Source organism: Ancylobacter sp. IITR112 (assembly GCF_041415945.1).
Classification (GTDB): Bacteria; Pseudomonadota; Alphaproteobacteria; order Rhizobiales; family Xanthobacteraceae; genus Ancylobacter.
In genome coordinates this window covers 3,243,301-3,265,201 of the sequence record NZ_JBGCUS010000001.1, presented here as the reverse complement: position 1 = coordinate 3,265,201, position 21,901 = coordinate 3,243,301, and the positions used below count along the sequence as shown (strand labels likewise).

At 68.9% G+C, this 21,901-nt stretch carries 19 protein-coding genes; 14 read left to right on the top strand and 5 right to left on the bottom strand.

Annotated features, from left to right (window positions below):
- Positions 1–6 precede the first annotated feature (6 nt).
- From AAC979_RS15495 to AAC979_RS15455, 9 genes are all read left to right on the top strand, one after another.
- On the top strand, positions 7–513 hold the full coding sequence (locus tag AAC979_RS15495; RefSeq protein ID WP_371347765.1) for a flagellar basal body-associated FliL family protein: 507 nt from the start codon (positions 7–9) through the stop codon (positions 511–513).
- Positions 510–1,286 (top strand): flagellar type III secretion system pore protein FliP, encoded by a 777-nt coding sequence (gene fliP, locus AAC979_RS15490; RefSeq protein WP_371347764.1) that lies wholly within the window; start codon positions 510–512, stop codon positions 1,284–1,286. Before AAC979_RS15495 ends, fliP begins: the two co-directional genes overlap by 4 nt.
- Positions 1,287–1,577: 291 nt before the next feature.
- Positions 1,578–2,831, top strand: coding sequence for a flagellin (locus AAC979_RS15485; RefSeq protein ID WP_371347763.1), 1,254 nt, complete (start codon positions 1,578–1,580; stop codon positions 2,829–2,831).
- Between the two features lie 231 nt (positions 2,832–3,062).
- Positions 3,063–4,709 (top strand): flagellar basal-body MS-ring/collar protein FliF, encoded by a 1,647-nt coding sequence (gene fliF, locus AAC979_RS15480; protein WP_371347762.1) that lies wholly within the window; start codon positions 3,063–3,065, stop codon positions 4,707–4,709.
- A complete protein-coding gene (locus AAC979_RS15475) occupies positions 4,709–5,380 on the top strand; it encodes a hypothetical protein (RefSeq protein WP_371347761.1) in 672 nt (223 codons plus the stop codon). Before fliF ends, AAC979_RS15475 begins: the two co-directional genes overlap by 1 nt.
- 6 nt (positions 5,381–5,386) lie before the next feature.
- Positions 5,387–6,640 carry a MotB family protein gene (locus AAC979_RS15470; RefSeq protein ID WP_371347760.1) on the top strand — a complete coding sequence of 418 codons (1,254 nt, stop codon included), beginning with the start codon at positions 5,387–5,389 and terminating at the stop codon, positions 6,638–6,640.
- Complete coding sequence (locus AAC979_RS15465; protein WP_371347759.1) at positions 6,637–8,715, top strand: hypothetical protein; 2,079 nt, start codon at positions 6,637–6,639, stop codon at positions 8,713–8,715. The genes AAC979_RS15470 and AAC979_RS15465 overlap by 4 nt, the downstream gene beginning before the upstream one ends.
- Complete coding sequence (locus AAC979_RS15460; protein ID WP_371347758.1) at positions 8,712–10,874, top strand: flagellar hook-length control protein FliK; 2,163 nt, start codon at positions 8,712–8,714, stop codon at positions 10,872–10,874. Before AAC979_RS15465 ends, AAC979_RS15460 begins: the two co-directional genes overlap by 4 nt.
- Entirely contained in the window at positions 10,819–11,439 is a 621-nt protein-coding gene (locus AAC979_RS15455; protein ID WP_371347757.1) for a transglycosylase SLT domain-containing protein, read from the top strand. The genes AAC979_RS15460 and AAC979_RS15455 overlap by 56 nt, the downstream gene beginning before the upstream one ends.
- 2 nt (positions 11,440–11,441) lie before the next feature.
- Here AAC979_RS15455 and AAC979_RS15450 read toward each other — a convergent pair whose 3' ends face one another.
- Positions 11,442–12,164 carry a protein phosphatase CheZ gene (locus AAC979_RS15450; protein ID WP_371347756.1) on the bottom strand — a complete coding sequence of 241 codons (723 nt, stop codon included), beginning with the start codon at positions 12,162–12,164 and terminating at the stop codon, positions 11,442–11,444.
- A 185-nt stretch (positions 12,165–12,349) separates the two neighbouring features.
- Between AAC979_RS15450 and AAC979_RS15445 the strand changes: the two genes are divergently transcribed.
- Both AAC979_RS15445 and AAC979_RS15440 read left to right on the top strand, forming a co-directional pair.
- Positions 12,350–12,733 (top strand): response regulator, encoded by a 384-nt coding sequence (locus AAC979_RS15445; RefSeq protein WP_371347755.1) that lies wholly within the window; start codon positions 12,350–12,352, stop codon positions 12,731–12,733.
- A 252-nt stretch (positions 12,734–12,985) separates the two neighbouring features.
- Positions 12,986–13,660, top strand: a complete 675-nt coding sequence (locus AAC979_RS15440) for a response regulator transcription factor (protein ID WP_371347754.1) — start codon at positions 12,986–12,988, stop codon at positions 13,658–13,660.
- 64 nt (positions 13,661–13,724) lie between these two features.
- Here the strand turns inward: AAC979_RS15440 and AAC979_RS15435 are convergent, their stop codons facing one another.
- The 4 genes from AAC979_RS15435 to AAC979_RS15420 form a co-directional block, all read right to left on the bottom strand.
- On the bottom strand, positions 13,725–14,531 hold the full coding sequence (locus tag AAC979_RS15435) for a response regulator (RefSeq protein WP_371347753.1): 807 nt from the start codon (positions 14,529–14,531) through the stop codon (positions 13,725–13,727).
- 145 nt (positions 14,532–14,676) lie between these two features.
- The gene (locus AAC979_RS15430) at positions 14,677–15,090 is read right to left on the bottom strand and encodes a response regulator (protein WP_371347752.1); all 414 of its coding nucleotides are present in this window, start codon (positions 15,088–15,090) and stop codon (positions 14,677–14,679) included.
- Positions 15,087–16,877, bottom strand: coding sequence for a sensor histidine kinase (locus tag AAC979_RS15425; protein ID WP_371347751.1), 1,791 nt, complete (start codon positions 16,875–16,877; stop codon positions 15,087–15,089). Before AAC979_RS15425 ends, AAC979_RS15430 begins: the two co-directional genes overlap by 4 nt.
- Positions 16,858–17,349, bottom strand: coding sequence for a hypothetical protein (locus AAC979_RS15420; protein ID WP_371347750.1), 492 nt, complete (start codon positions 17,347–17,349; stop codon positions 16,858–16,860). The genes AAC979_RS15425 and AAC979_RS15420 overlap by 20 nt, the downstream gene beginning before the upstream one ends.
- A gap of 395 nt (positions 17,350–17,744) precedes the next feature.
- On the opposite strand from AAC979_RS15420, the gene AAC979_RS15415 reads away from it, so the two are divergent.
- From AAC979_RS15415 to AAC979_RS15405, 3 genes are all read left to right on the top strand, one after another.
- Positions 17,745–19,925: an ATP-binding protein gene (locus tag AAC979_RS15415; protein WP_371347749.1), complete on the top strand. Its 2,181-nt coding sequence runs from the start codon at positions 17,745–17,747 to the stop codon at positions 19,923–19,925.
- A 56-nt stretch (positions 19,926–19,981) separates the two neighbouring features.
- Positions 19,982–21,457 (top strand): methyl-accepting chemotaxis protein, encoded by a 1,476-nt coding sequence (locus AAC979_RS15410; protein ID WP_371347748.1) that lies wholly within the window; start codon positions 19,982–19,984, stop codon positions 21,455–21,457.
- A 165-nt stretch (positions 21,458–21,622) separates the two neighbouring features.
- Entirely contained in the window at positions 21,623–21,871 is a 249-nt protein-coding gene (locus AAC979_RS15405) for a hypothetical protein (protein ID WP_371347747.1), read from the top strand.
- The last annotated feature ends 30 nt before the right edge of the window (positions 21,872–21,901 follow it).

Genomic DNA, 21,901 nt, shown 5'->3' with positions numbered 1-21,901 from the left:
GCGGCCATGGCTTCCAAAGCAGCGCCCGCCGGCAAGGGCGACGACAAGAAGAGCGGCGGCGGGCTGATCGTGCCGCTCGCCATCCTCACTTTGCTCGCCGCCGGCGGCGGGGCAGGTCTCGGCATGCAACTCGCCTCCAGCGTCGAGAAGACGGTGAGCGAGAAGGCGAAGGAAAAGCCGCCCGAGCCGGACGCGCCGCCGTTGAAATATGCCGGCACCGATGTGGTGATGGAGCCGATGAAGGCGATCGTCTCCAATCTCGCCGCGCCCTCGCAGACCTTCGTGCGCATCGAGGCGGCGATCATCTTCAAGAAGGATGCGCTGGCCGATCCGAAGATCGCCGTCGCGCAGATTCGCGACGACATCATGGGCTATCTGCGCACCCTCTCGCTCAGCCAGCTTGAAGGGCCGAGCGGGCTGCTGCATCTGCGCGAGGATCTGAACGAGCGCGCCAAGCTGCGCACCGAGGGCAAGGTGGACGAACTCATCATCGAGACGATGGTGGTGCAATGAGCGTGTTCGCCCGTCGCCTTGCTGTCGCCGGCCTCGCCGTCGGCGGCCTGCTCGCCAGCGGCCTTCTCGCCGCGCCGGCCTTCGCCCAGTCCGTGCCGGCCCTGACCGACCTGTTGCAGAGTTCCGGCGGCGGGGCGGCGAGCGGGCGCATCGTGCAGATGATCGCCCTGCTCACCGTGCTGTCGGTGGCGCCCGGGCTGCTCATCACCGTGACCAGCTTCACCCGGCTGGTCATCGCCCTGTCCTTCCTGCGCTCGGGGCTTGGCCTGCAATCGACGCCGGCCAATCTGGTGCTGATCTCGCTGTCGCTGTTCATGACCTTCTATGTCATGGGCCCCACCTTCGACCGGGCCTGGCAGCAGGGCATCCAGCCGCTGACCGAGGGCCAGATCAGCGAGCAGGAGGCGCTGACGCGGGTTGCGGCGCCGTTCCACGACTTCATGATGTCGCAGGTGCGCCCCAAGGACCTGCAGACCTTCGCCGACCTCGCCGCCGCCAATGGCCAGGCGCCGGCGGCGGAGGACGACAAGGTGCCGCTGCGCATCCTCATCCCCGCCTTCATGATTTCCGAACTGCGGCGCGGCTTCGAGATCGGCTTCCTCATCATGCTGCCCTTCCTCATCATCGACATGATCGTGGCGACGCTGGTCATGTCGATGGGCATGATGATGATGCCGCCGGCGGTGATCGCGCTGCCGTTCAAGATCCTGTTCTTCATCCTGATCGACGGCTGGAATCTTCTGGTGGGCGGGCTGGTGCGCTCCTTCTACTGAGACGGCTCCCCTGAAGACCTTGCGGGGCGGTGCGCGCGAGCGGGCCGCCCCGCCTGCGTTTCCGCCGGCCCGCCGTGTTCCCCGGCCCGGCTCCCCGCGCCGGATGCAAGCCCCGCGCAAGCTTGCCGTGCGAGGGTGGCGCCATGGCAGATTGATGGCCGGTCCGTTCAGGGCCGGCTCTCGGATCGCGCTCCCGAGCCCGATCGTCAAAGGCATGATGCCGCCTCTGCCATGCCGGTGTAAGCCCGGTATGTCCCGTGAAAAACTCACATCAACTCAAGGGACATTCCTATGACCAGCCTGATGACCAACACGTCCTCCATGGTCGCCCTGCAGACCCTGCGGACCATCAACTCTTCGCTCGACGAGACGAACAACCGCGTCTCCACCGGCCTGCGCGTCAACTCCGCCTCGGACAACGCCGCCTACTGGTCCATCGCCACCACGACCCGCTCCGACAACGGTGCGCTCGGCGCGGTGAAGGACTCGCTCGGCCTCGCCAAGTCCTCGGTCGATACCGTCAACACCGGTCTCGATACCGTGCGCAACGCGCTGCAGAAGGTGAAGGAAAAGCTCATCACCGCCGCGTCCCCGGACGCCGATCGCGCCAAGCTGCAGACCGAAATCGGCAGCCTGCTCGAAGAGGTGAAGAACAACGCCAAGAGCACGGTCATTTCCGGCAGCAACTGGCTGTCGGTCGACTCGAGCGAAGCCAACTACAATGCCAACAAGGCGGTGGTTGCCTCGTTCTCCCGCACCGGCGACACGGTGCAGGTGGACACGATCAACATCGACACCAGCAAGTTCAAGCTGCTGGATTCGAACACCACCGTCCACTCCGCGGTCGACTCCGCCGTGACCACGGCGTCGGCGACCTACTCCACCGCCGCCACCACGGCCGCCACTGCCTACGACACCGCCAAGACCACGGCGGATACCGCCTACGATACCGCCATCTCGACGGCCGACACGACCTTCGCCGGCAGCGCCATGGACGCCGCGGCTGTTGCCGCCCGTGACACCGCCTATGCGACGGCCAAGAACACCCGCGATGGTGCCTACACCACTGCCGAAACGACGAAGAAAACGGCTCTCGACGGCGCGGTTCTCGCGCTGAAGAACTCGCTGGCTTCCTCGGGCACCGATGACCTCGGTATCCTCGACAAGTCCCGCGTGGCCGCCACGTCGAACGGCAAGGCGACGGTCAGCTCGATCATGGATATCGACATTTCCAAGCTGACTTCGAGCCAGAGCGACCTCGACCAGATCGCGAACTACACCTCGATCGTCGATGCCGCCCTGACCGACCTTACGGATGCGTCCACGAGCCTCGGCTCCACGGCCAGCCGTATCGAGTCGCAGACCAACTTCGTCCAGGCGTTGCAGGACGCCAACAACCGCGCCATCGGCTCGCTCGTCGATGCGAACATGGAAGAAGAGTCGACCCGCCTGAAGGCGCTGCAGACCCAGCAGCAGCTCGCCGTTCAGTCGCTCGGCATCGCCAATTCCAGCTCGCAGAGCGTGCTCAGCCTGTTCCGCGGTTGATGCTCCCGGGCTTCGGCCCGGTTTCCCCGACCCCGCCGCCGTGTTCCACGGCGCGCCTTGGCCACGCTTTTCCTCCCGGAAGCGTGGCCTTCTTTTTTCGCGCCGCCGCGCGCAACGCTCAGGCAAGCTCGCCGACGCACTCTCCCCTCGACGGAACGGCCCTGCTTGGAGGCGGGGCCCGCGCGGCCCGCGCCATGGGCCCGTCGCATCATCTAGGGAGCGGGAGAGCAGATGTTCGCACGCCAGCAGCTCGACATGCTTCTGAGCAATCTGCGGCAGCTCGGCGCCCGCCGCCTGTTCGCGCTCGCCATGATCGGGCTGGCCGTGCTCGCGGCCATCGGCCTTGGCGCCTATTACCTCAGCCGCCCCGCCACCGAGACGCTCTATGCCAATCTCAGCCGCGAGGATGTGACCCGCATCGGCGCGGCGCTGAAGGATAGCGGCATCTCCTTCGACGTGAACGCCGACGGCACCGCCGTGCTGGTCGCCCCGGGCGACACGGCGCGCGCGCGCATGCAACTGGCGGAAAAGGGCCTGCCGCAGAGTTCAAGCTCGGGCTACGAGCTGTTCAACGACGTGAACTCGCTCGGCCTCACCTCCTTCATGCAGGAGGTGACGAAGGTGCGCGCGCTCGAAGGCGAGCTCGCCCGCACCATCCAGACCATGAAGGGGGTGAAGGCGGCGCGGGTGCATATCGTGCTGCCGGACCGCGCCTCCTTCCGCAAGGAACAGCAGAACGCTTCCGCCTCGGTGGTGATCCGCACCGAGAATGCCGAGGGCGTGTCCTCCGCCGAGGCGATCCGCCATCTCGTCGCCGCCGCTCTGCCGGGAATGAAGATCGACGCGGTGACGGTGCTCAATACCGAGGGCGCCATTCTCGCCTCCGGCGACGACCCGGCCAATGCCTCCTCCGGCAAGAAGGCGATGCTGCAGGAACAGATGAACCGCGACACCGAGGCCAAAATCCGCCGCGCGCTCACCCCCTATCTCGGCATCGACAATTTCCAGATCAGCGTGACCTCGCGGCTCGACATCGACCGCGTCACCACCAACGAGACCACCTATGACCCGGCCTCCAAGACCGAGCGCTCGGTGCGCGTGGTCAAGGAGACCGGCACCTCGCAGAACCGCTCCAAGGACGCGGCCGCCTCGGTGCAGCAGAACATGCCCGGCCAGAATGGCGGCGGCGATGCCGGCAGCAATTCCAACGAGGAAACCAACCGGCGCGAGGAACTGACCAATTTCGAGATTTCCTCGCGCAGCACCGAGACGGTGCGCGAGGGCTTCACCGTGCAGAACCTGTCCATCGCCATTCTGGTGAACCGGGCCCGGCTGGCGCCGGCGGAGGGGGCGGGCGAGGGCGCCGTGCCTCTGGAGACGCAGATCTATGAGATCGAGCAGCTCGCCGCCGCCGCTTCCGGCTTCGACAAGGCGCGCGGCGACAAGCTGAAGGTTTCCGCCGTCGGCTTCGCCGAGGGCAATGGAGAGCTCGACCCGGTGCCGGCGCTTCCCTGGTCGGAAGTGCTGATGCGCCAGGCCGGCACGCTGGTGAACGCCGCCACCATTCTCATCGTCGCCGTCCTGCTGATCTGGTTCGGCCTGCGCCCCGCCGTCCGCGCCATCGTCGCCCGGCCGGAGGATGCGGAGATGATCGAGACCGCGATGCTGGCCGGTGCCGCCGGCACGCTTGGCGAATTGCCGGCGCCGGACGGGGCGGTGATGCCTCCCGGCGTGGTGGAGCCGGTCAGCCTGATCGAGGATCTGACCAGCAAGATGAACCGTTCGCCGCAGAAGCGGCTGGAGCAGATCATCGACTTCGATGAGGAGCAGGCCGCCGCCATCCTGCGGCAGTGGCTGCAGCAGGAGGCGCGCGTCTGATGCGGGCGCTGATCGACCATCTTCCCGATTATTCCAGCCTGGCGCCGCGCCCGGCGGCCTCGCCGGCGGCCCGCCCGAACGAGCCGGCGCCCGCCCTCGCGCCGCCTGCCACCGCCGCGCCGGCCGCCCCCCGCGCGCCGATCGCCCCCGCCGCTCCGCCCGCGCCGGACCTCTCCGCGCTGCTGCAGGAGGCGGAGGCCGCCGGCCGCGCGGCGGGCGAAGCCGCGGCGCGCGAGCGCTACGAGCTTCAGCGGGCGGAGGACGCGGCCCGGGCGCAGGAGCAATTGACGCAGGCGCGCCGCGCCTGGACCGACGCGGAGAGCGCGACGCTGGCGCAGGCGCTCGCCGAGGGCTTCGAACGGCTGGGCGAGGATCTCGCCACCCGCCTCGGCCGGGTGATCGCGCCCTTCCTCGCCGCCGCGCTGCGCGAGCGGGTGCTTGCCGACATGGCGAGCGCGATCACCCGCGCCCTCGCCGATGGCACGACGCCGCTGCTGCGCGTGAGCGGCCCGGCCGACCTGCTGGAGAGCCTGCAGGCGCGTCTCGATCCGCGCGTCCCCGTCTGCTTCGAGGCCGGCGCGGGCGGCGAGCTCGTCGCCGTCGCCGGCGCCACCACGTTCGAGACGCAGATGCAGGCCTGGGCCGCGCGCCTCGCCCTGGCGCAGGAGTAATCAGCCATGGCGGGCCCCGAGCATCAAGAACTGATCATCATCAAGCGCCATGATGACGAGGAGCACGAGCATCATTCCAGCGCCTGGAAGGTCGCCCATGCCGACTTCATGACGGCGATGATGGCGTTCTTCCTGATCATGTGGCTGATCAACGTCACCGACAAGGATGTGCGCAAGGCGATCGCCAATTACTTCAACCCGGTGAACCTCGCCGACAGCGTGACCGAGCGCAAAGGACTGAACGACCCCGAGGATATCAAGGATGTCGGCACCTCGGACGATGGCGAGCAGATGTCCGCGCTCAAGGACACGGTCGGCGAGAACATGGGCAAGGGCGAGGAGGTGCAGCAGGGCCCGCGCGAGGCGGCGCTGTTCCAGGATCCTTATGCGGTGCTTGCCGAGATCATCGCCGATGCGCCCCCGGGCACGCCGACCTCGCTCGATGCGCCGATCGGCGTCAACAGCGAGCCCGGCACGGGCAGCGGCGACGCCACGCGCGACCCGTTCGACCCGGTCTATTGGCAGATGACTTCCACCCGCAAGGCGCAGGCGACCGCCCCGGGAACCGCCGGCATTGGCGCGCCGCAGGGCAAGCGACCTGATGCGGGGGCCAGGCGTGACACCCCGAACCCGGCCGTCGAGGGTGTCGATGGCTCGCCCGCCGGCGGCCCGACGCCCGATTCCGCCCGTGCCGGCGGCGTGTCCGCCGCCACCCGTGCGGCGCCCGCGACCGCCGATGGCGCCAGCGCGAAGCCGGTCGCCGCCGGTGGACCGGCCGCCCCCGAGGGCGCCCAGAAGCCGATGGAAGCGCTGGAACAGCAGATCAAGGCCGATCTCGCCGCCGCCATGGGCGGCGCCACCGGCCCGGAGGTCACGGTGCGCAAGACCGGCGACGGCACGGTGATCAGCCTGACCGACGATATCGACTTCGCCATGTTCCCCATCGGCTCGGCGGTGCCGGATGCGCGGATCGTCGCCGCCATGGCGCGGATCGCCCAGACACTCAAGGACCGGCCGGGCGATGTGGTGATCCGCGGCTATACGGACGGGCGCCCCTTCCGCTCCTCGACCTATGACAATTGGCAGCTCTCCGCCGCCCGCGCCAACATCACCCATTACATGCTGGTGCGCGGCGGGCTGGATGAGGGGCGCATCAAGCAGATAGCCGGCTTTGCCGATCGCAATCTGAGGAACCCGGCGGACCCGAACGCGCCGGAGAACCGGCGCATCGAGATCGTGCTGCAGGAGCCCGCCCGATGAATCGTATCATGTTGCCGGCTACGTTTCTGGCCGTCCTTCTGCTTGCGCCCCACATGGCGGCGGGCGATCCGTGGGACGAGGTGCGCGGCGTCGACGCCGACGCCTCGGCGGCGGCGATTCCCGACACGGTGCCCGGGGCTTCGCCCGCCGTCGCACCCGGTGCCATGGCGGTGCCGCTGCCGCCGTCGCGCCCGGCACCTCCGCCCGTGGTGCGGGTGACGACCGTGCGGGTGCCGCTGCCGCCGGCCCGGCCGCTCGCCCCCGGCGCGGCACTGGCGGCTTCCGCGCTCGCCGTGCCGGCAGCCGCCCCTGCACCCGTTGCCGCGCCCGTTTCTGCGGCGCCAGTCAGTCCCGCCGCCGCCGGGCCGATGCCGGCCGCCCCCCCGGAAGCCGCGCCGGAGGCGCCGCTGCCGGTGCATCTCGCCCCGCCCGCCTTCGCGCCGGATCAATTCGCGCCGGAAAATCTGGCCGGCGAGAGTTTCACGCGGGCGAGCTTCGCGCTCGCCTTCGTGCCGGAGAGCTTCGCCGCCAACGTCTTTGCCGGCGCCGCCGCGACGGAAGGGCCGGCCCTGCCGGCTTCCATGCGCGCGGCGCCACCGGCGCTGGGCGCGGCGCCCGCGCCCGTGCGCGCGGCGCCGGCATCGGCCGTTGCAGAGGCAACCGGGAAGGTCGCGTCCTCCGACATCGCCGAGCCGTCGGTCGCTGCCGAACCGGCGCAGACCGCCGGCTCCACAGATGCTGGTGACGAGCCTTCGGCCGAGGCGACCGAGCCGCTCCTCGCGGAAGCCATCCCCGAAGCGCCCGGCCTGCTGCGTCTGCCGGCGGTATTCTCCTCGGCGCAGGCCTCGGAGGTGAGCGCGCCGGGGGGCGCCGCCAAGGACGAGCCGGCTGCTGCGAGCGAGCCCGCCGCCCCGCCGGCGCCGCCGCTCTTTCGCGATGTGCGCGACCTCCAGCGGCTGCAGGACCGGATGGCGACCGGCGAGCCCGATGCCCTGGCGGCGCAGAATGCGCTGATCGCCCGGATCGACGCCGCGTTCCGCGCCGCCGATGCCTCGGCCTGGAACGACCCGCAAAATGCCCGGGCGCTGATCATCTTCGCGCTGAGCGGCGGCGGGCCGGGCGGGCTGCGCGCGGTGCTCGGCAAGGGCGCCACGCCCGCCATCGACGAAAGGCTGCTGCGCGGCACGCTGGCCTATCTCGAAGGCCGTGAACCGGAGGCACTGAAGCAGCTCGGCGAAATCGAGGCGCGCGACCTGCCCGACAGCCTCGCCGGCCAGGTGGCATTGGCGCAGGCGGCGCTGTGGGTGCGCCGCGATCCCGCCCGGGCGGCGGTGCTGCTGGGGCGTGCGCGGCTGATGGCGCCGGGCACGCTGGTGGAGGAGGCGGCACTGCGCCGCGAGATCTTCATCGCCGCTCAGGCCAACGAACTCGACACGTTCGAGCGGCTCACCGCGACCTATCTCGCCCGCTACCGTCATTCCGTCTATGCCGGCAATTTCCGCCAGCGTTTCGCCGCCGCGCTGACACGGATGAGCTTCATCGACAGTGCCGAGGATTTTCACCATGTCCACGCCCTGCTGGCCCCGCTCGAACCGGAGAGCCGCCGGCAAGTCGCGCTGCTGATCGCGCAGGCGGCGCTGGCGCAGGGCAAGACCACGGCGGCGTCGCTGGCGGCCGAACTGGTGCTCAAGGGCGCGGTGATCGGCAGCCTGGAAGCCGACCGCGCCACGCTCTACCGCGCCGCGGCGACGGTGGCCACGCCCGGCCGCTTCGACGAGGCGCGGGCGGAACTCGCAAGCGTCGCCCGCGAGCGTTTCGGCAGCGAGGATGCGCGGCTGCTGGGGGCGGCGGAGGCGGTCGCCACCTCGATCGACGATGCCGTCAATGTACCGCCGGAAGAAGCGGCCGCGCCCCCCGATGCCGCGCCGCCCGATGCCGAGTCGCCCGATGCCGACGCCGCCGCGCCCCCGGCTGTGGGTCAGGGCGGCAAGGACGCGCCTCCCCCCGCCATTCTCGCCACCGCCCGCGCCGCGCTTGACGCCGCCGACAAAGCGCTGGGAGAGGCGCCGCTATGATCCCTTTTCCCCTCAACGCCTCCCGCTCCCCCCTCGGCGCCGGCGAGGAATTGCCTGGCCGTTCCGAACGCGGCGGCGACGGCGCGGCGTTCACCGCCCTTCTCGCCGAGCTGGACGGCCGGCCGCCCGCAGAGGGCATCCCGCCTTCCGCCGGCACAGCCGGCACCGCCGAGGCCCCGGAAGCCGGTCCGGCGCGTCCCCTCACCGTGCCGGCGGGACCGGCCCCGACGGAGGCGCCGCCGGCCGACGAAGCGATGCCGGCCGTGACCCATGCCGCCGCCGAACCGGAACAGGCGCCGGGCGCGCTGGACCTTGACGCCCTGCTCGCCCGCTCGCTGCGCCCGGCGGCGGAGACGGCGCCGGTGGCCGCCCGTTCGCCCGCCCCCGTTCCGTCGCCGTTGCCGGCGCCGACGACGGCCCTGACGCCCGTGCCGACCAGGCTCGCGGCGGCGATGCCGGAGGGCGAGGCGCGGCCCGCGCACACGGCGGCGGTTCACCCGGCCGGTGACGGCCCGGACATGCCGGCCGGGCCGATGCCGGTTGCCGCGCCAACCTCCCGCCCCACCACCGCCGGGCTACCGATAGCGGCGCGCGCCGCCCTCGCGGACGCCGGGACGGCGGCTCCCGCGCCCGTCGCCGCGCGGCCGGCATCGACTGACAACAGGGAGGCGGCGTCTGTCGCGCCGGACCAGGCTGCCTCCGAACAGCCTCCCGTCGACGCGGGCAGGGCGGGTGCCATGCCGGCCGGTCCGGTGGTGCCGGAGCGGGCGGCGCCCCGGTCGCCGGCTGCCGCTTCCGTGCCGGCGTCGGCCAGCCAGGGCGCCGCTGCCGCGACCTCGGGACTTCCGGGCAAGACACCGATGCAGGCGGAGCCGCTGCCGGGGGTGCAGACGCCCCCGGTGGTGCAGACGCCCCCGGTGGTGCAGACGCCCCCGGTGGTGCAGACATGGCCCCGCCACGAAACATCTCATGAGACCGACAAGGCCGATCCGGCGGCGCCGGAACCGGAGGTGGCACCCGGCACGCCGGCACCGCTGCCGGCCGCGCTGCCGTCGGCCTTGCTGGCGCCGCTGACGCCGCCCCCCGCCCCGATGTCCGCGCCGTCGGACATTCCGGAAGAGGCGGAGCACCCGGCAACACCTCTCGCTTTGGCGGCGATGCCGGACGACGCGGTGGCTGACGATACGCCGCTCGCCGCCAAGGTCGTGCTGTGCGAGACGCATTTCGCGCCGGTCCTTGACCGGGAGGTCGCGGCGGCGGGCCCCACGCCGCCCTCTGCCGCCCGCGCCGCTGCGGCGCCGGTGCCGGCTGCGCCGGCGGTTGCGACAGCCGGGCCGGGGACCGACGCGGGCACCGAGGCGGCAGCGGTCCCGATGCAGAGCGCGGCGCCCGACGCTCCCGTCACTCTCGGCGCTCCCCTGCCGCCTCTGCGCGAGACGCCGCGCGCGGCGCCGGCCGTCCCGCCCCGTCCGCACCTGGCGGAGCGTGCGGTGCCGAGCGAGGAGGCGCCCCTCCCTAGAGACCGCGCTGCGTTCCCGGTGGCGGCACCCGCGAGAGCGCGGATGGAGGTCCGCGAGGCGGCGCCGGCGACAGCCGACACCGCGATCGCCCCGCCCGCCACGCCCGCACCTGCGGTTCCCCTCATGGCGCCGTCGCTGCCGGGCGCCGCTCCGTCCCCCGCCGTACAGCTCGGCGCCGCCCTCGCGGAAGCCGTGCGGGCGCAGGGTGCGCCGGCGGCGGGCATGGCCGGCGATGTTGCGCCGGCGCGCGGTCCGGTGCGGGTGCTGGAAATCCAGTTGCGCCCGCTGGAACTCGGCCTGGTCACGGTGCGCCTGCGCACCGGGCGTAACGGGTTGGAGATCCATGTTCATGCCGCGCGGGCGGAGACGGCGCGGCTGCTGGAGCAGGACCGCGCCGGTCTTCTCGCCACGCTGGCCGAGGCCGATGCTGGCCCGCTCGACCTCACCATCAGCCAGACCGGCCAGCCGGCACGGCTCACCGGTGACGACAGCTTTGCGCCCGCCGAATGGGAGCGCCGGGATGGGGAGGGATCCCGCGACGGCAATCCGGGCGGTTCCGATCCGCGCAGAAGGAGACGACAGGATGACGAAGCGGCATTTGGCGCTGCTGATGGCGGCGCTGCTGATCAGCGCCTCTGACCTCGCCGCCGCTTCGAACGGCGCGGCCCCGGAGGCTACCGGCCCGAAGGCTGCCGCCCAGACGGCGGGTGCGCGGCTCGGCGTCTGCGAGGCGGCGATGGCGCGCGCCTCGGCCAGGCACGGCGTGCCGCTGGCCATTCTCTACGCGGTGGGGATGACCGAAACCGGCGGCGGCGGAACGCTTCAGCCTCTGGCGATGAATGCGGCGGGCAAGAGCCTCGTCGCCACCAGCGTCGCCGATGGCGCGCGCAAGCTGGCGGAGTTCAACGCGCGGGGCGTGACGCTGGTCGATCTCGGCTGCATGCAGATCAATCATCGCTGGCATGGCGACCAGTTCGGCTCGGTAGCGGAGATGTTCGATCCCGAGCGGAATGTCGACTATGCCGCCCGCTTTCTCGCAGAGCTGCGGCAGCGCCATGGCAACTGGACGATGGCGGCGGCCCGCTACAATGCCGGGCCGAACAATGATCCGGCGCAGAAACGCTATGTCTGCGCCGTCATCCGCAATCTGGTGCGGTCCGGCTTCGGGAGCTGGACCGCCCAGTCGCGGGCCTTCTGCGCCTGATCTCAGGCGAAGAGCGAGTCGATATCGTCCTGCGAGACGACGTTTGCGTCGTCGGCGAGCGCCGGCCCGTTGAGCAGGGCCTCGTCGCCGGTGCGCTCGGGGGCGATGGTTTCGGCGATACGCGCCACTTCTTCCTGCCCGCCCCAGATGTTGGACATGCGCTCGACCCGTTCCTCGATGAACACCATAAGGTCGACCACCTTGCGGATGCGCTGGCCGCTAATGTCCTGGAAATTGCAGGCCTCGAAGATGCGGGTGGCGTAGCTGTGGATCGCCTGCGCCAGCATCTTGTGGCTGCCTTCCAGCTCGGCGACCAGCGAGATCGCCGCGCCGTCGATATTCTCGGCCATCTGCAGGATGTCCTCGGTCGCCGCCTCGGTGTCGGCGACGACAGCGTCGAGCTCGTCGGTGGCACGGTTGAAGCGGGCGCCCTTGGCGCCGCCCGCCTGCAGCGTGGCGAGTTCGTTCTTGGTGTTGTCGATCGCCTGGCGGATGGTTTCCACATCCATGAGCATGGCATGGCGGGAGCATTCGGGGTCCGCCTCCGGGCAGCGGCGGTCGAAGCGCGCGATCACGCCGCGCAACTCGTGCAGTTCTTCGAGCACGCGGCCGATCTGGGCGGAGACGGAACCCTGCATCGTCGCCGCGCCGGTGGTCTGCTTCTCACCAGTCCCCTGGTGTCGTTCATTGGCTTCAATCCGGAACGGCCGCCGCGCTGACGACATGTATAATCTCCAATGCTCTCGCAAGTGTTCGATGTTTTCTTATAGTTCAAAGCCAAACTTCTGAGAATAACCCTAGGTTTGGCTCTGCAAGCTTCGCGCAAGCATTGCAATTCAGAACATGAGCCTAGGAAAGGGCGGCGCGTGGCTGTCCCGTGGATCTTACTAGCTGAGGGACGGAGCGCTTTATGGCCGTGGATTTGTCGATGCCGGTTCTTGTAGTCGACGATTACAAGACCATGGTCCGCATCATTCGCAACCTGCTGAAGCAGATCGGCTTTGAGGACGTGGACGAGGCCTCCGATGGCGTCGAAGCCCTCTCCAAGCTGAAGGAGCGGCAATACGGGCTTGTCATCTCCGACTGGAACATGGAACCGATGACGGGCTACGAACTGCTGAAGCAGGTGCGCGACGACAGCGACCTCAACGCGCTGCCCTTCATCATGGTCACGGCCGAGGCGAAGTCGGAAAACGTCATCGCCGCCAAGAAGGCCGGGGTGAACAATTACATCGTCAAGCCCTTCAACGCCCAGACGCTGAAGAGCAAGATCGAGACGGTGTTCGAAGGCTGAGCGGTCGCCGGCTGGCGCCTGCACAACCGGCCCATTCCGCGCTCCTCGGGTCTCCCGGGGGGCGCCTTTGCCGTTGCCCGCTGCGCCGGCGCGCGGGAACTACCCGCCAGAATGGAGTGAAACACCCTCCAACCCTGAAGCAACTCGGCTTGAGCGGAGTTATTTACCAAAATAGTCCTTTGACCAAGGACACGCGCAGGCAGCAATAAACTCGTTGCATGACTGCAGGTTCAAGGTCAGGGGAGTTGAATCATGTATGTCATCGTCGATGATCGGTCTGTTGTTGCCGACAGTTATGTTTCCAGCTTTTCGCGTGAGGGTTTCTCCAGCTTTGGCGTCACTGAAGACGAGTTCAAGGGCTGGATCGAGAGCGCGTCGGACAATGATATCGCGGCAGTGGAGGGCTTTCTGCTCGGCGATTTCGACCGCCGCCCGACCTATCCCGAAATGATCCGCTCGCACAGCACCGCGCCGATCCTGGCGCTGAGCGACCAGAAGAGCCTGGCGCAGACGCTGGAACTGTTCACCGCCGGCATTGACGATGTGGTGCGCAAGCCCGTGCATGTCCGCGAGATCGTGGCGCGCACCGATGCCATCTGGCGCCGCGTCAACGCCAATGCGGCCCCGGCCGCTGCCCGCGAGGACCGGCTCAAGGTGTTTTTTGACGGCCGCGATCCCGAAATCGACGGCGCCCCGCTGCCGCTGCCGCGCCGCGAGCGCCATATGCTGGAATATCTGGTCAAGAACGCCCGCCGGCGGGTGACGAAGACCCAGATCTTCAACACCATTTACGGCATCTTCAACGACGATGTCGACGAAAGCGTGGTCGAGGGCCATATGAGCAAGCTGCGCAAGAAGCTGCGCATGAAGCTCGGCTATGACGTGATCGACGCCAAGCGCTATCTCGGCTACCAGTTCGTCGGCTGAAGCCCGGCGCGACCACGCACCACCGAATACTGGCGGCCGATACCGGCGCCAGCGGGCTGCCGGCTCAGTCGAGCGGCAGCCCTAGCCGTTCCGCCTGGCGCTTGACGAAGGTTTCCATCCGCTGGCGCCCGCTCTCGGTCAATTCGACGATGATCCGCCGGCGATCGGCCGGGTCCGGGCGGCGCTCGATCAGCCCCGCCTCGCGCAATTCGTCGATCCGCCGCAGTGCCGTCGTCGTCGGCGCGCCGGAGGCGATGCACAGGCTGGTCACGGAAATCGGCCGGCCGGACGCTTCCGCCACCGCGAGGTCCAGCAGCATGTCCCAGGCCGGGTCCGAGAACAGGTCGGACTGGAAGATCGCGTCGCGGTCGGCGCGGGCGGCGACCAGCGTCTTGAGGTAGTTCGGGCGGGCGACCGGCTTCTCCGCCCCCGGGGCCGCCACCGGCCCGTTCGCCGGGCGCGTGCTGTCCTCGACCAGCGAGAAGGCCCGCCGCACCGCCTGCGCCACTTCTTCCGGCAGCAGCGGCTTCTGCAGGAAATCCACCGCATTGAGGCGTAGCGCGCCCACCGCCCGGTCCAGCGAGGCATGGCCGGTGATGATGATGGTCGCCAGCGGCCGTTTGCGGCCCATCAGGGCGAGCTTCTGCAGCAGCTCGATGCCGTCGATGCGCGGCATTTGCAGGTCGGTCACCACCACCTGCAACTGTTCGTGGCGCTGCACGAGGTCAATCGCTTCCACCGGCGTGTTGGCGGTGAGGCTCGGCAGGCCGAGCATCGCCAGCCCTTCGCTCAGCTCGATCAGCACGTCGGGATCGTCATCGACGAGCAGGACGCGCGGCAGTTCCGACTCCACCCCAGTTTCACCCACCATCACACCGCCACAAGTCGGATCAAGGCGAAAGAATGTCACGCCCAGCCACCACCGCAACCCATAAGATAGCGATGCCGGCCCGTCTTTGGGAAATGACAAATCCCCGTGCAGGTACTCAGGTAAACAAGTCCGGTATCTAAACGCCTTAATCCGGCGGATGCTGTCCCTGCGACGGGAGCACCGCCCGACGGGCGAGGAAACTGTTGATATCGTCCAGCAGGTCGTTCGGGTCGATGGGCTTGACGTAAAGGAAGTCGCTGTCGAAGTCGGCCGCCGTCACATTGTGCATGACATGGCCGGTGATGATGATGACCAGCGCCGGGCGGATCGCCGCCGGCAGGGCGCGCGCCTCGGCCACGACCTGCCGCCCGTCAATGGCGCCGATGCGCAGATCGGTGATCAGCACCTGCGGCGCCAATCCGCAGCGCAGATGCGCGATGGCGTCCTCCGCCGTGACCGACAGCTCGACGCACCAGCCGAGCGAGGCGAAAAACTCGCCGAGCTCATGCGCCAGCTCTTCCTCGTCATCGCAGATCAGCAGGGTGCGCGCCGGGTTCATGCCGCATCCCGCGCGGTCTTGGAGAGCGAGGCCGGCACGGTGATGGTGAAGCGCGCGCCGGCGCCCACATTCTCGGCCACGATGCTGCCGTTCATGTCGCGGACCACGCTGCGGGCGAGCGACAGGCCGAGGCCGGTCCCCTTTTCGGTCGACTTGTTGGTGGCGAAGGGCTCGAACAGGCGTTCCAGCATGTCGGCAGGCACGCCGCCCGCATTATCCTGCACCGAGACCACCGCATGATCCTTTTCCAGCCCGATCGACACCTGAACGGCGCGATGGCCGGGTTCGGGGCCGGGACCGCCATCCTCCCTCGCCGCGCGGGCCGGCGCCGACTCGCGCTCCTCGCGCTCCTCGAAGGCGTCGCGGGCGTTGACCAGTATATTGACGATGACCTGCTCGAACATGGTCTGCTCGCCATAGACCAGCAGTTCGGCCGGAACGTCCGCCTCGACGGAGAGCCTTACATTGGCGGCGCGGAACTGCTCGGCGACAAAGCCGGCGGCGAGTTCCACGGCGTGGCGCAGCGAGAAGGGCAGAAGCTGCTCGGTCGGCATGCGGCCATAGCGCCGGACCTGATCGGTGATGCGCTTGGCGCGGTCGACCTGGGCGGAAATGCGCTCCAGCTTGGCGACCACCGGCTCGCCCCCGGGCAGCGGGTCGAGAAGGCGGCGGGCATTGGTCACCGCCATCTTGATCACCGCCAGAGGCTGGTTCAGCTCATGGGCGATGGCGGTCGCCATCTCGCCCAGCGTCGCCAGCTTGGCCGCCTGCATGACCTGCAGTTCCGCATTGCGCACCTGCGAGGTGTCGACGAGCACGATGAGCTGCTGCTGGCGCCGCTCCCACAGCACGGTGCCGACCTGCCCGCGCAGCGAAATGATATCGCCCGGAGCACGGGCATAGCCCATGCTCAGCGCGCCCCAGCGGCGGGTGCTGGGTTCCCCGGCCGCCTCGCGCACCGCCTTGACGAAGCGCGGCCAGGCGGGATCGTCGAGGGATTGCGAGACGAGGGCGGCGGCGGACGGGTTGCAGAAATTGACATGGTCGGTGTCGGGGTCGATCACCACCACGCAGGCCGGCACCGCCTGAATGACGGCGCGCAGATTCTCCTCCATCGCCGCCATCCCCGCCTGCGCCTCCCGCACCTCGTTGAGCCGGAGCCGGTCGCGGCGGGACTGCAGGATCAGCACGGCGGCAAGGCAGGCGCCGCTGACGAACAGCATGGTCAGCGGCAGCGCCCCCGGCCGCTGCGCCAGCGCCCGTTCGCGCTGGAAGACTTCCTGATTATAGGCCACCGACTGCATCAGGATGGTCTGCAGCGCTTCGCCCAGCGGCTCCAGCTCGTCGCTCAGCTTCTTCAGGACTCGGGCGGTCCCGCCGTCTTCGGGGTCGAGCTTTTCCACCGCCTCGATGATGTGGTCGAGCCGGGCTTCGAAGATCTGCGTCGGCCCGCGCGTGTCGACGATATCGCTGAGCACACGCCCCTCGTCGGAATCGTAGAGGAGCGGCAGGCGCGAGCGCAGGAGTTCCAGCCGCAGCATCAGCTTGTCCATACCCAGAGCGCTCGGCACGATGGCGAGCTTGGCGAATTCGGCCTGCGTCTTCACGAATTCCAGTTGCGCCTGATAGGCCACCCAGCCGGAGGAGCGGATCGTCGCGGTGAGAAAGGCGTACTGGCGAGTCTGCGAGACATAAACCAGCGCGGTCGCGAGAAAGAGCGCGACCGAGGCGGCGACGAGGCCCAGCTTGAGAAAGCCGAGAGTTCCTCTATTGCGCGATGAAATCAATGGATTTCACCTGCCAGACCATGCGCGACTGGTAATATTGCTGGCGCAGGACCGGGTCGGAATCGATGGGGTACATGACCCAGAACGGACCTTTCTCGCGTATCCGCATGGTCTGGCCGTCGATCCGCGTGGTCAGGATGGCGCCATGCTCCTTCCAGTCCTCGGCGGGGATGGGAGCGACATAGTCGTTCAGCGCCATGACCTTGGCCTCGCGCACCGGCCGCCCGCCCAGAGCGGCCAGCACGCCGAGCGACGGGCCGGTGAAACGCTGCACGTTCTGGGTCCACGGCGTCCCGGTGTCGATGGTCACCTGGGGGAGCGCGTCGAGCTGGGCCAGGTTTAACGTCTTCTCCAGCGCCACCTTGCCGTCGCTGCCGAGCCAGCGCAGCGTCAGATCCTGCGCGCGCGCGGAGTCCGGCGCCGTCCAGGCCACCAGCGCCAGTAGCAGTGCGCCGACCAATCTGATCACCATCATTCGCTCCAATGGAAACAGTGCTCGGAAGCCGCGTCCGCGCGCCCGCAGCGGGTACCCTCAGGATTGCATGCGCCCCGGCACCAAGCCTGTCCAATTACTGCCATTTCGGCGGCGAAAGGGCGAAGATCGCTCCATTTTGGACCGAATTGCGCTGGAAAGCTGCCGTCTCGCCGGGAAATCCGCTGGCGCGGAGCGAATTCGTGAGGGTCTGCAGTCCTCTACGCCCGCAGCGGTAGCGGCGGGCGGCAATTCCTGCGCTTGATTGCATCCATGGATCAGCGAGACTACGACATAATGAACGGCCATGAGCGTCGAGGTGCCGCGTGCCTGCCCTCACGGACATCGGCCCGGAATGAGGCGGCGGCGATCATGCCCTTTTCGATACGGCGGCGATGACGTCAGATTCCACAACGCAGGCGGCACCGATGGCGCCGCCGCCCGAGGCTTCCGCCGATCCGGCGCCCAAACCCGCCGCCGCGCCGTTATGGAAGGGGGCGTCCACGCGGCTGCTGTTCCTCTTGCTGCTGCTGCTGGCGCTGCTGGTGCCGGGCTCGGTGGCGTTCCTGACCATCAAGCTGCACGAGCAGCATGAGGACGAGGTGGCGGTGGCCGCCTCGCGCAAGCTGGCACTGGCGCTGACCTCGCATCTCGACCGCACGGTGGAATCGATCGAGTCCTTTCTCGACGGTTTTTCCGATCTGCCCGATGCCACCTCGCCGGACGAAATCTACCACCGCCTGCTGACCGCGCGGCTGCCGGCCTCGGTGATCCAGATCACCTATGTCGACCCGAAAGGCGACGTGGTGGCGAGCAATCTCCTGCCACCGGGCAATAGCGTGTCGCTGGCCGACCGCGAACATATTCGCGTGCATCTGAACGACGACCCCACCGAGCGCGACATCTTCGTCAGCAGGCCGGTGAAGGGGCGGATCAGCGGGAAATGGTCGATCCAGTTCACCCGCGCCATCCGCGCACCGGACGGCAAACTGCGCGGCATCATCGCCGCCTCCTACCAGATTTCCGATTTCATCGAGTTCTACGAGAAGCTGCTGCCCGAGGGGGAGGGGCTGATCGCCCTGATCGGCTTTGACGGGGTGGTGCGGGCGAGCGTGCCGGCGGCACGGCAGATGGATGGGATGGACGCGGCCACGCTGCTTCCCGGCCTCGCCATCCTGGCCGACCACATGGACGGTCCCTATGAGGGCATCGCCTGGGACGATGTGCACCGGATCGGCTATTCCATGCATTCGGAGCGCTATCCCTTTCTGGTGGTGGTGGCGGCCGACCGCAGTGCGATCCTCGACGAGTCGCACGATTTCCACACGGCGATCTGGGGCATTGGCGGCGGGCTCGGCTTCACCCTCGCGGCGCTGGCCTTGTTCGCCGTGCGCCATTCGCGGCTGGAGCGTGCCTATCGCGAGCGTGAACTGAAGGCCGACGCCCAGCAGCGCGAGGCGCAGGTGCTGCAGGCGATCAGCCGGGTGCCGGGCATTCATGTCCTTCATGTCGAGAACGGCCGGGCGATGCGCATCGGCGAACCGACCGACGAGCTGCTGCCCCGGCTGATCGCCGAGCGGGTGGAAGCGCCCGATTTCCTCGCCCGGCTGCAGGACGACACCGACTCCTCCGTCGCCATGGAGCATTTCTCCGGCGAGGGCGAGACCTTCGAGGTGGGGCTGGTGCTGACCCGCCTGCGTCCCAGCGGCGAGGGGCGCGGCAGTGCGGCCACCGCGCCGGCCGTGGTGTTCGCGCTGGACGAAACCGCCAAGCGGATGGAGGAGAACAAGCTCTACCAGATGTCGAAAATGGCCGCTTTGGGTGAACTGGTCACGGGTCTTGCCCATGAGATCAACCAGCCGCTCGGCGTCATCCGGCTGGCGGCGAGCAATGCCATCATGGGCCTGCGCAACGGCCTGCCGGCCGAGCACACCGGCGAAAAGCTCGCCCGCATCGTGCGGCAGGTCGAGCGCATGAAGGCGATCATCGACCATATGCGGATTTTCGGCCGCAAGGACGCGCTCACCATCGACCCTTCCACCGCGGAGACGGCGGTCGAAGGCACGCTGCAGGTGCTCGGCACCGAAATCCGGCTCGACGGGATCGAGCTCAGCTTTACCGCCGGTGCCGGCGCGGCGCGGGTGCCCTGCCGGCAGGAGCAGCTTGAACAGGTGCTGATCAATCTCGTGCTCAATGCGCGCGACGCCATCCGCGCGCGGCGGCAGGAGGAGCCGGACCTTGGCGGACGCATCGCCATCGTCACCGGACGGCGCGAGGCGGAGGGGCAGCGCTGGGTTATCGTCACCGTGAGCGACAATGGCGGCGGCATTCCCGCTGGCGTCATCGGCAAGATCTTCCAGCCCTTCTTCACCGCCAAGCCGTCGGGGCAGGGCACCGGCCTCGGCCTTTCCGTCAGCTTCGGCATCATTCGCGAATATGGCGGCACGCTCAGCGTCGCCAATGCGGGGGAAGGGGCGCTGTTCACCATCACCCTGCCGGAAGTGCCGCCGGAAGCCCCGGCCGAGGGCGCCCGGTCCGAGGCTCCGAGCGAGCCTGAGGCAAGCTCCGGCGGCTAGCAAGAAGCGCCGTCCGATGGTGCCGGACCGGCCTAATGTCCCGACCGGAGATCGGCATGAGCCCTGCCTCGCTCTATTCCCTCAAGCGTCGTTCCACGGCGCGCGCCTTCGACCCCGCCTTGCTGGACGACCTTCCGGCCGCGATCCTGATGTGCGACCCCGAGACCGGGGCGATCGACTACGCCAATGCGCGCTCGCGGGCGCTCTACGCGACGATCCGGCCGGCGCTGCCCAAGGCGCCCGAGGAACTCGTCGGCGCCTCGCTCGCCCTGTTCACGCTCACCCTCGGTTCGGGCGACGCCCGCTCGGCGCGCGGGAATCTCCAGCCGTTCCAGACCGATGTCCGGATCGGCGGCGAGGTGCTGCGCTTCGCGCTTACGCCGCTGCGCAATCCGCGCGGCGCGTGCGTCCATCTCCAGGTGATGTGGAGCGTGGAGACGGCGGCGCAGATCGCCGAGGCCAAGACCCGGCGGCTGATGCAGATGGTCGACCAGATGCCGATCAATGTGATGACCTGCTCGCTTGACGGCTTCATCATCGACTACGCCAACCGCACCAGCCTCGACACGCTCAAGCGCATCGAACAGCATCTGCCGATCAAGGCGTCGGAACTGATCGGCTCCTCCATCGACGTGTTCCACAAGAAGCCGGAAATGCAGCGCCACATGCTGGCGGACGCCTCGCGCCTGCCACACACGGCGCGCATCAAGGTCGGCCCGGAAACCCTTAATCTCAGCGTCTCGGCACTGATGACTCCGGAAGGTCGCTATGACGGGCCGATGCTGACCTGGGCGCTGGTGACGGATACGGTGAAGGTCGCCGCCAGCGTGACCTCGGTGATCGAGGACATGAACCAGTCCTCGACGGCGATGGAGGCGGCGAGCGCGGAGCTCGACGAGCTGACCCGCCAGAGCGAGGACATGTCCGCCTCCGTCGCCGCGGCGGCGGTCGAGATGTCGGTGTCCTTCGGCGAGGTCAGCAAGCAGATCCATACCGCCACCACCATGACCGCGCAGGCGGCCGAACGCGCCACCTCGGCCGACGGGCTGGTCGGGGGCCTGGTGGAGAGCATCGAGCGCATCGGCAACATCTCCGCGATGATCGAGCGCATCGCCTCGCAGACCAATCTCCTCGCGCTCAATGCCGCCATTGAGGCGGCCCGCGTCGGCGAGGCCGGCAAGGGCTTCGCCGTGGTCGCCTCCGAGGTGAAGGAACTCGCCTTCCAGACCGCCAATGCCACCAAGGAGATCACCACCCAGGTGGGCGCGGTGCAGCAGGCCAGCAATGACGCGGCGCGGGCGGTGAGCGAGATCACCCAGAGTGTGTCCACGCTGCGCGATGTGTTCGCCAGCCTCTCCGCCGCGGTCGAGGAACAGACCGTCACCAATGAATCGGTGACGCAGAGCATTAATGGCGTCTCGCGTGTCTCCGGCCAGATCCGCGGAACGGCCGGCCAGATCGAGCAGGTCTCCGACGCGGTCTCCGCCCTTGGCGGGCGGCTGCGCGAGGAAGTGAAGGTGCTCACCGCCTGAGCGACGGGCGGGCCGGGCACCCGCGAAACCTCCCATTCCTGCACCCTTCGCGGGCCGGCTCACGCCGGCCCTTTTTTCATGCCGGCGTGCCGGGGCGACCAGCGGCAGGCGGAACTTTCATCAGGACGGCGCGTTTCATGCTCGATCCGCCACATGAGAGCTTCCATGTCCGAGTGCTATTGGGACGCCGATCTCGACCGCCCGCTGCGCACGCGGGAGGGCCGCCGCCTGCGCACGCTGCGCGAGGCGTATGAATTTGTCGGCAACCGCAGTGCCTGCCCCGGCCATCCCGTGGTGAAGACCACGCTCGGCGCGCTCGCCGCCGCTGCGCGCAGCGGCCAGCCGCTGGACTGCAGCCGTGCCCGCGAGCGCACGGTGCGCCTCATGCGCGCCAATCATTGGGGCTGGGGCTGACGCTTCGGGGCTGGGGCTCACGCCTCGGCC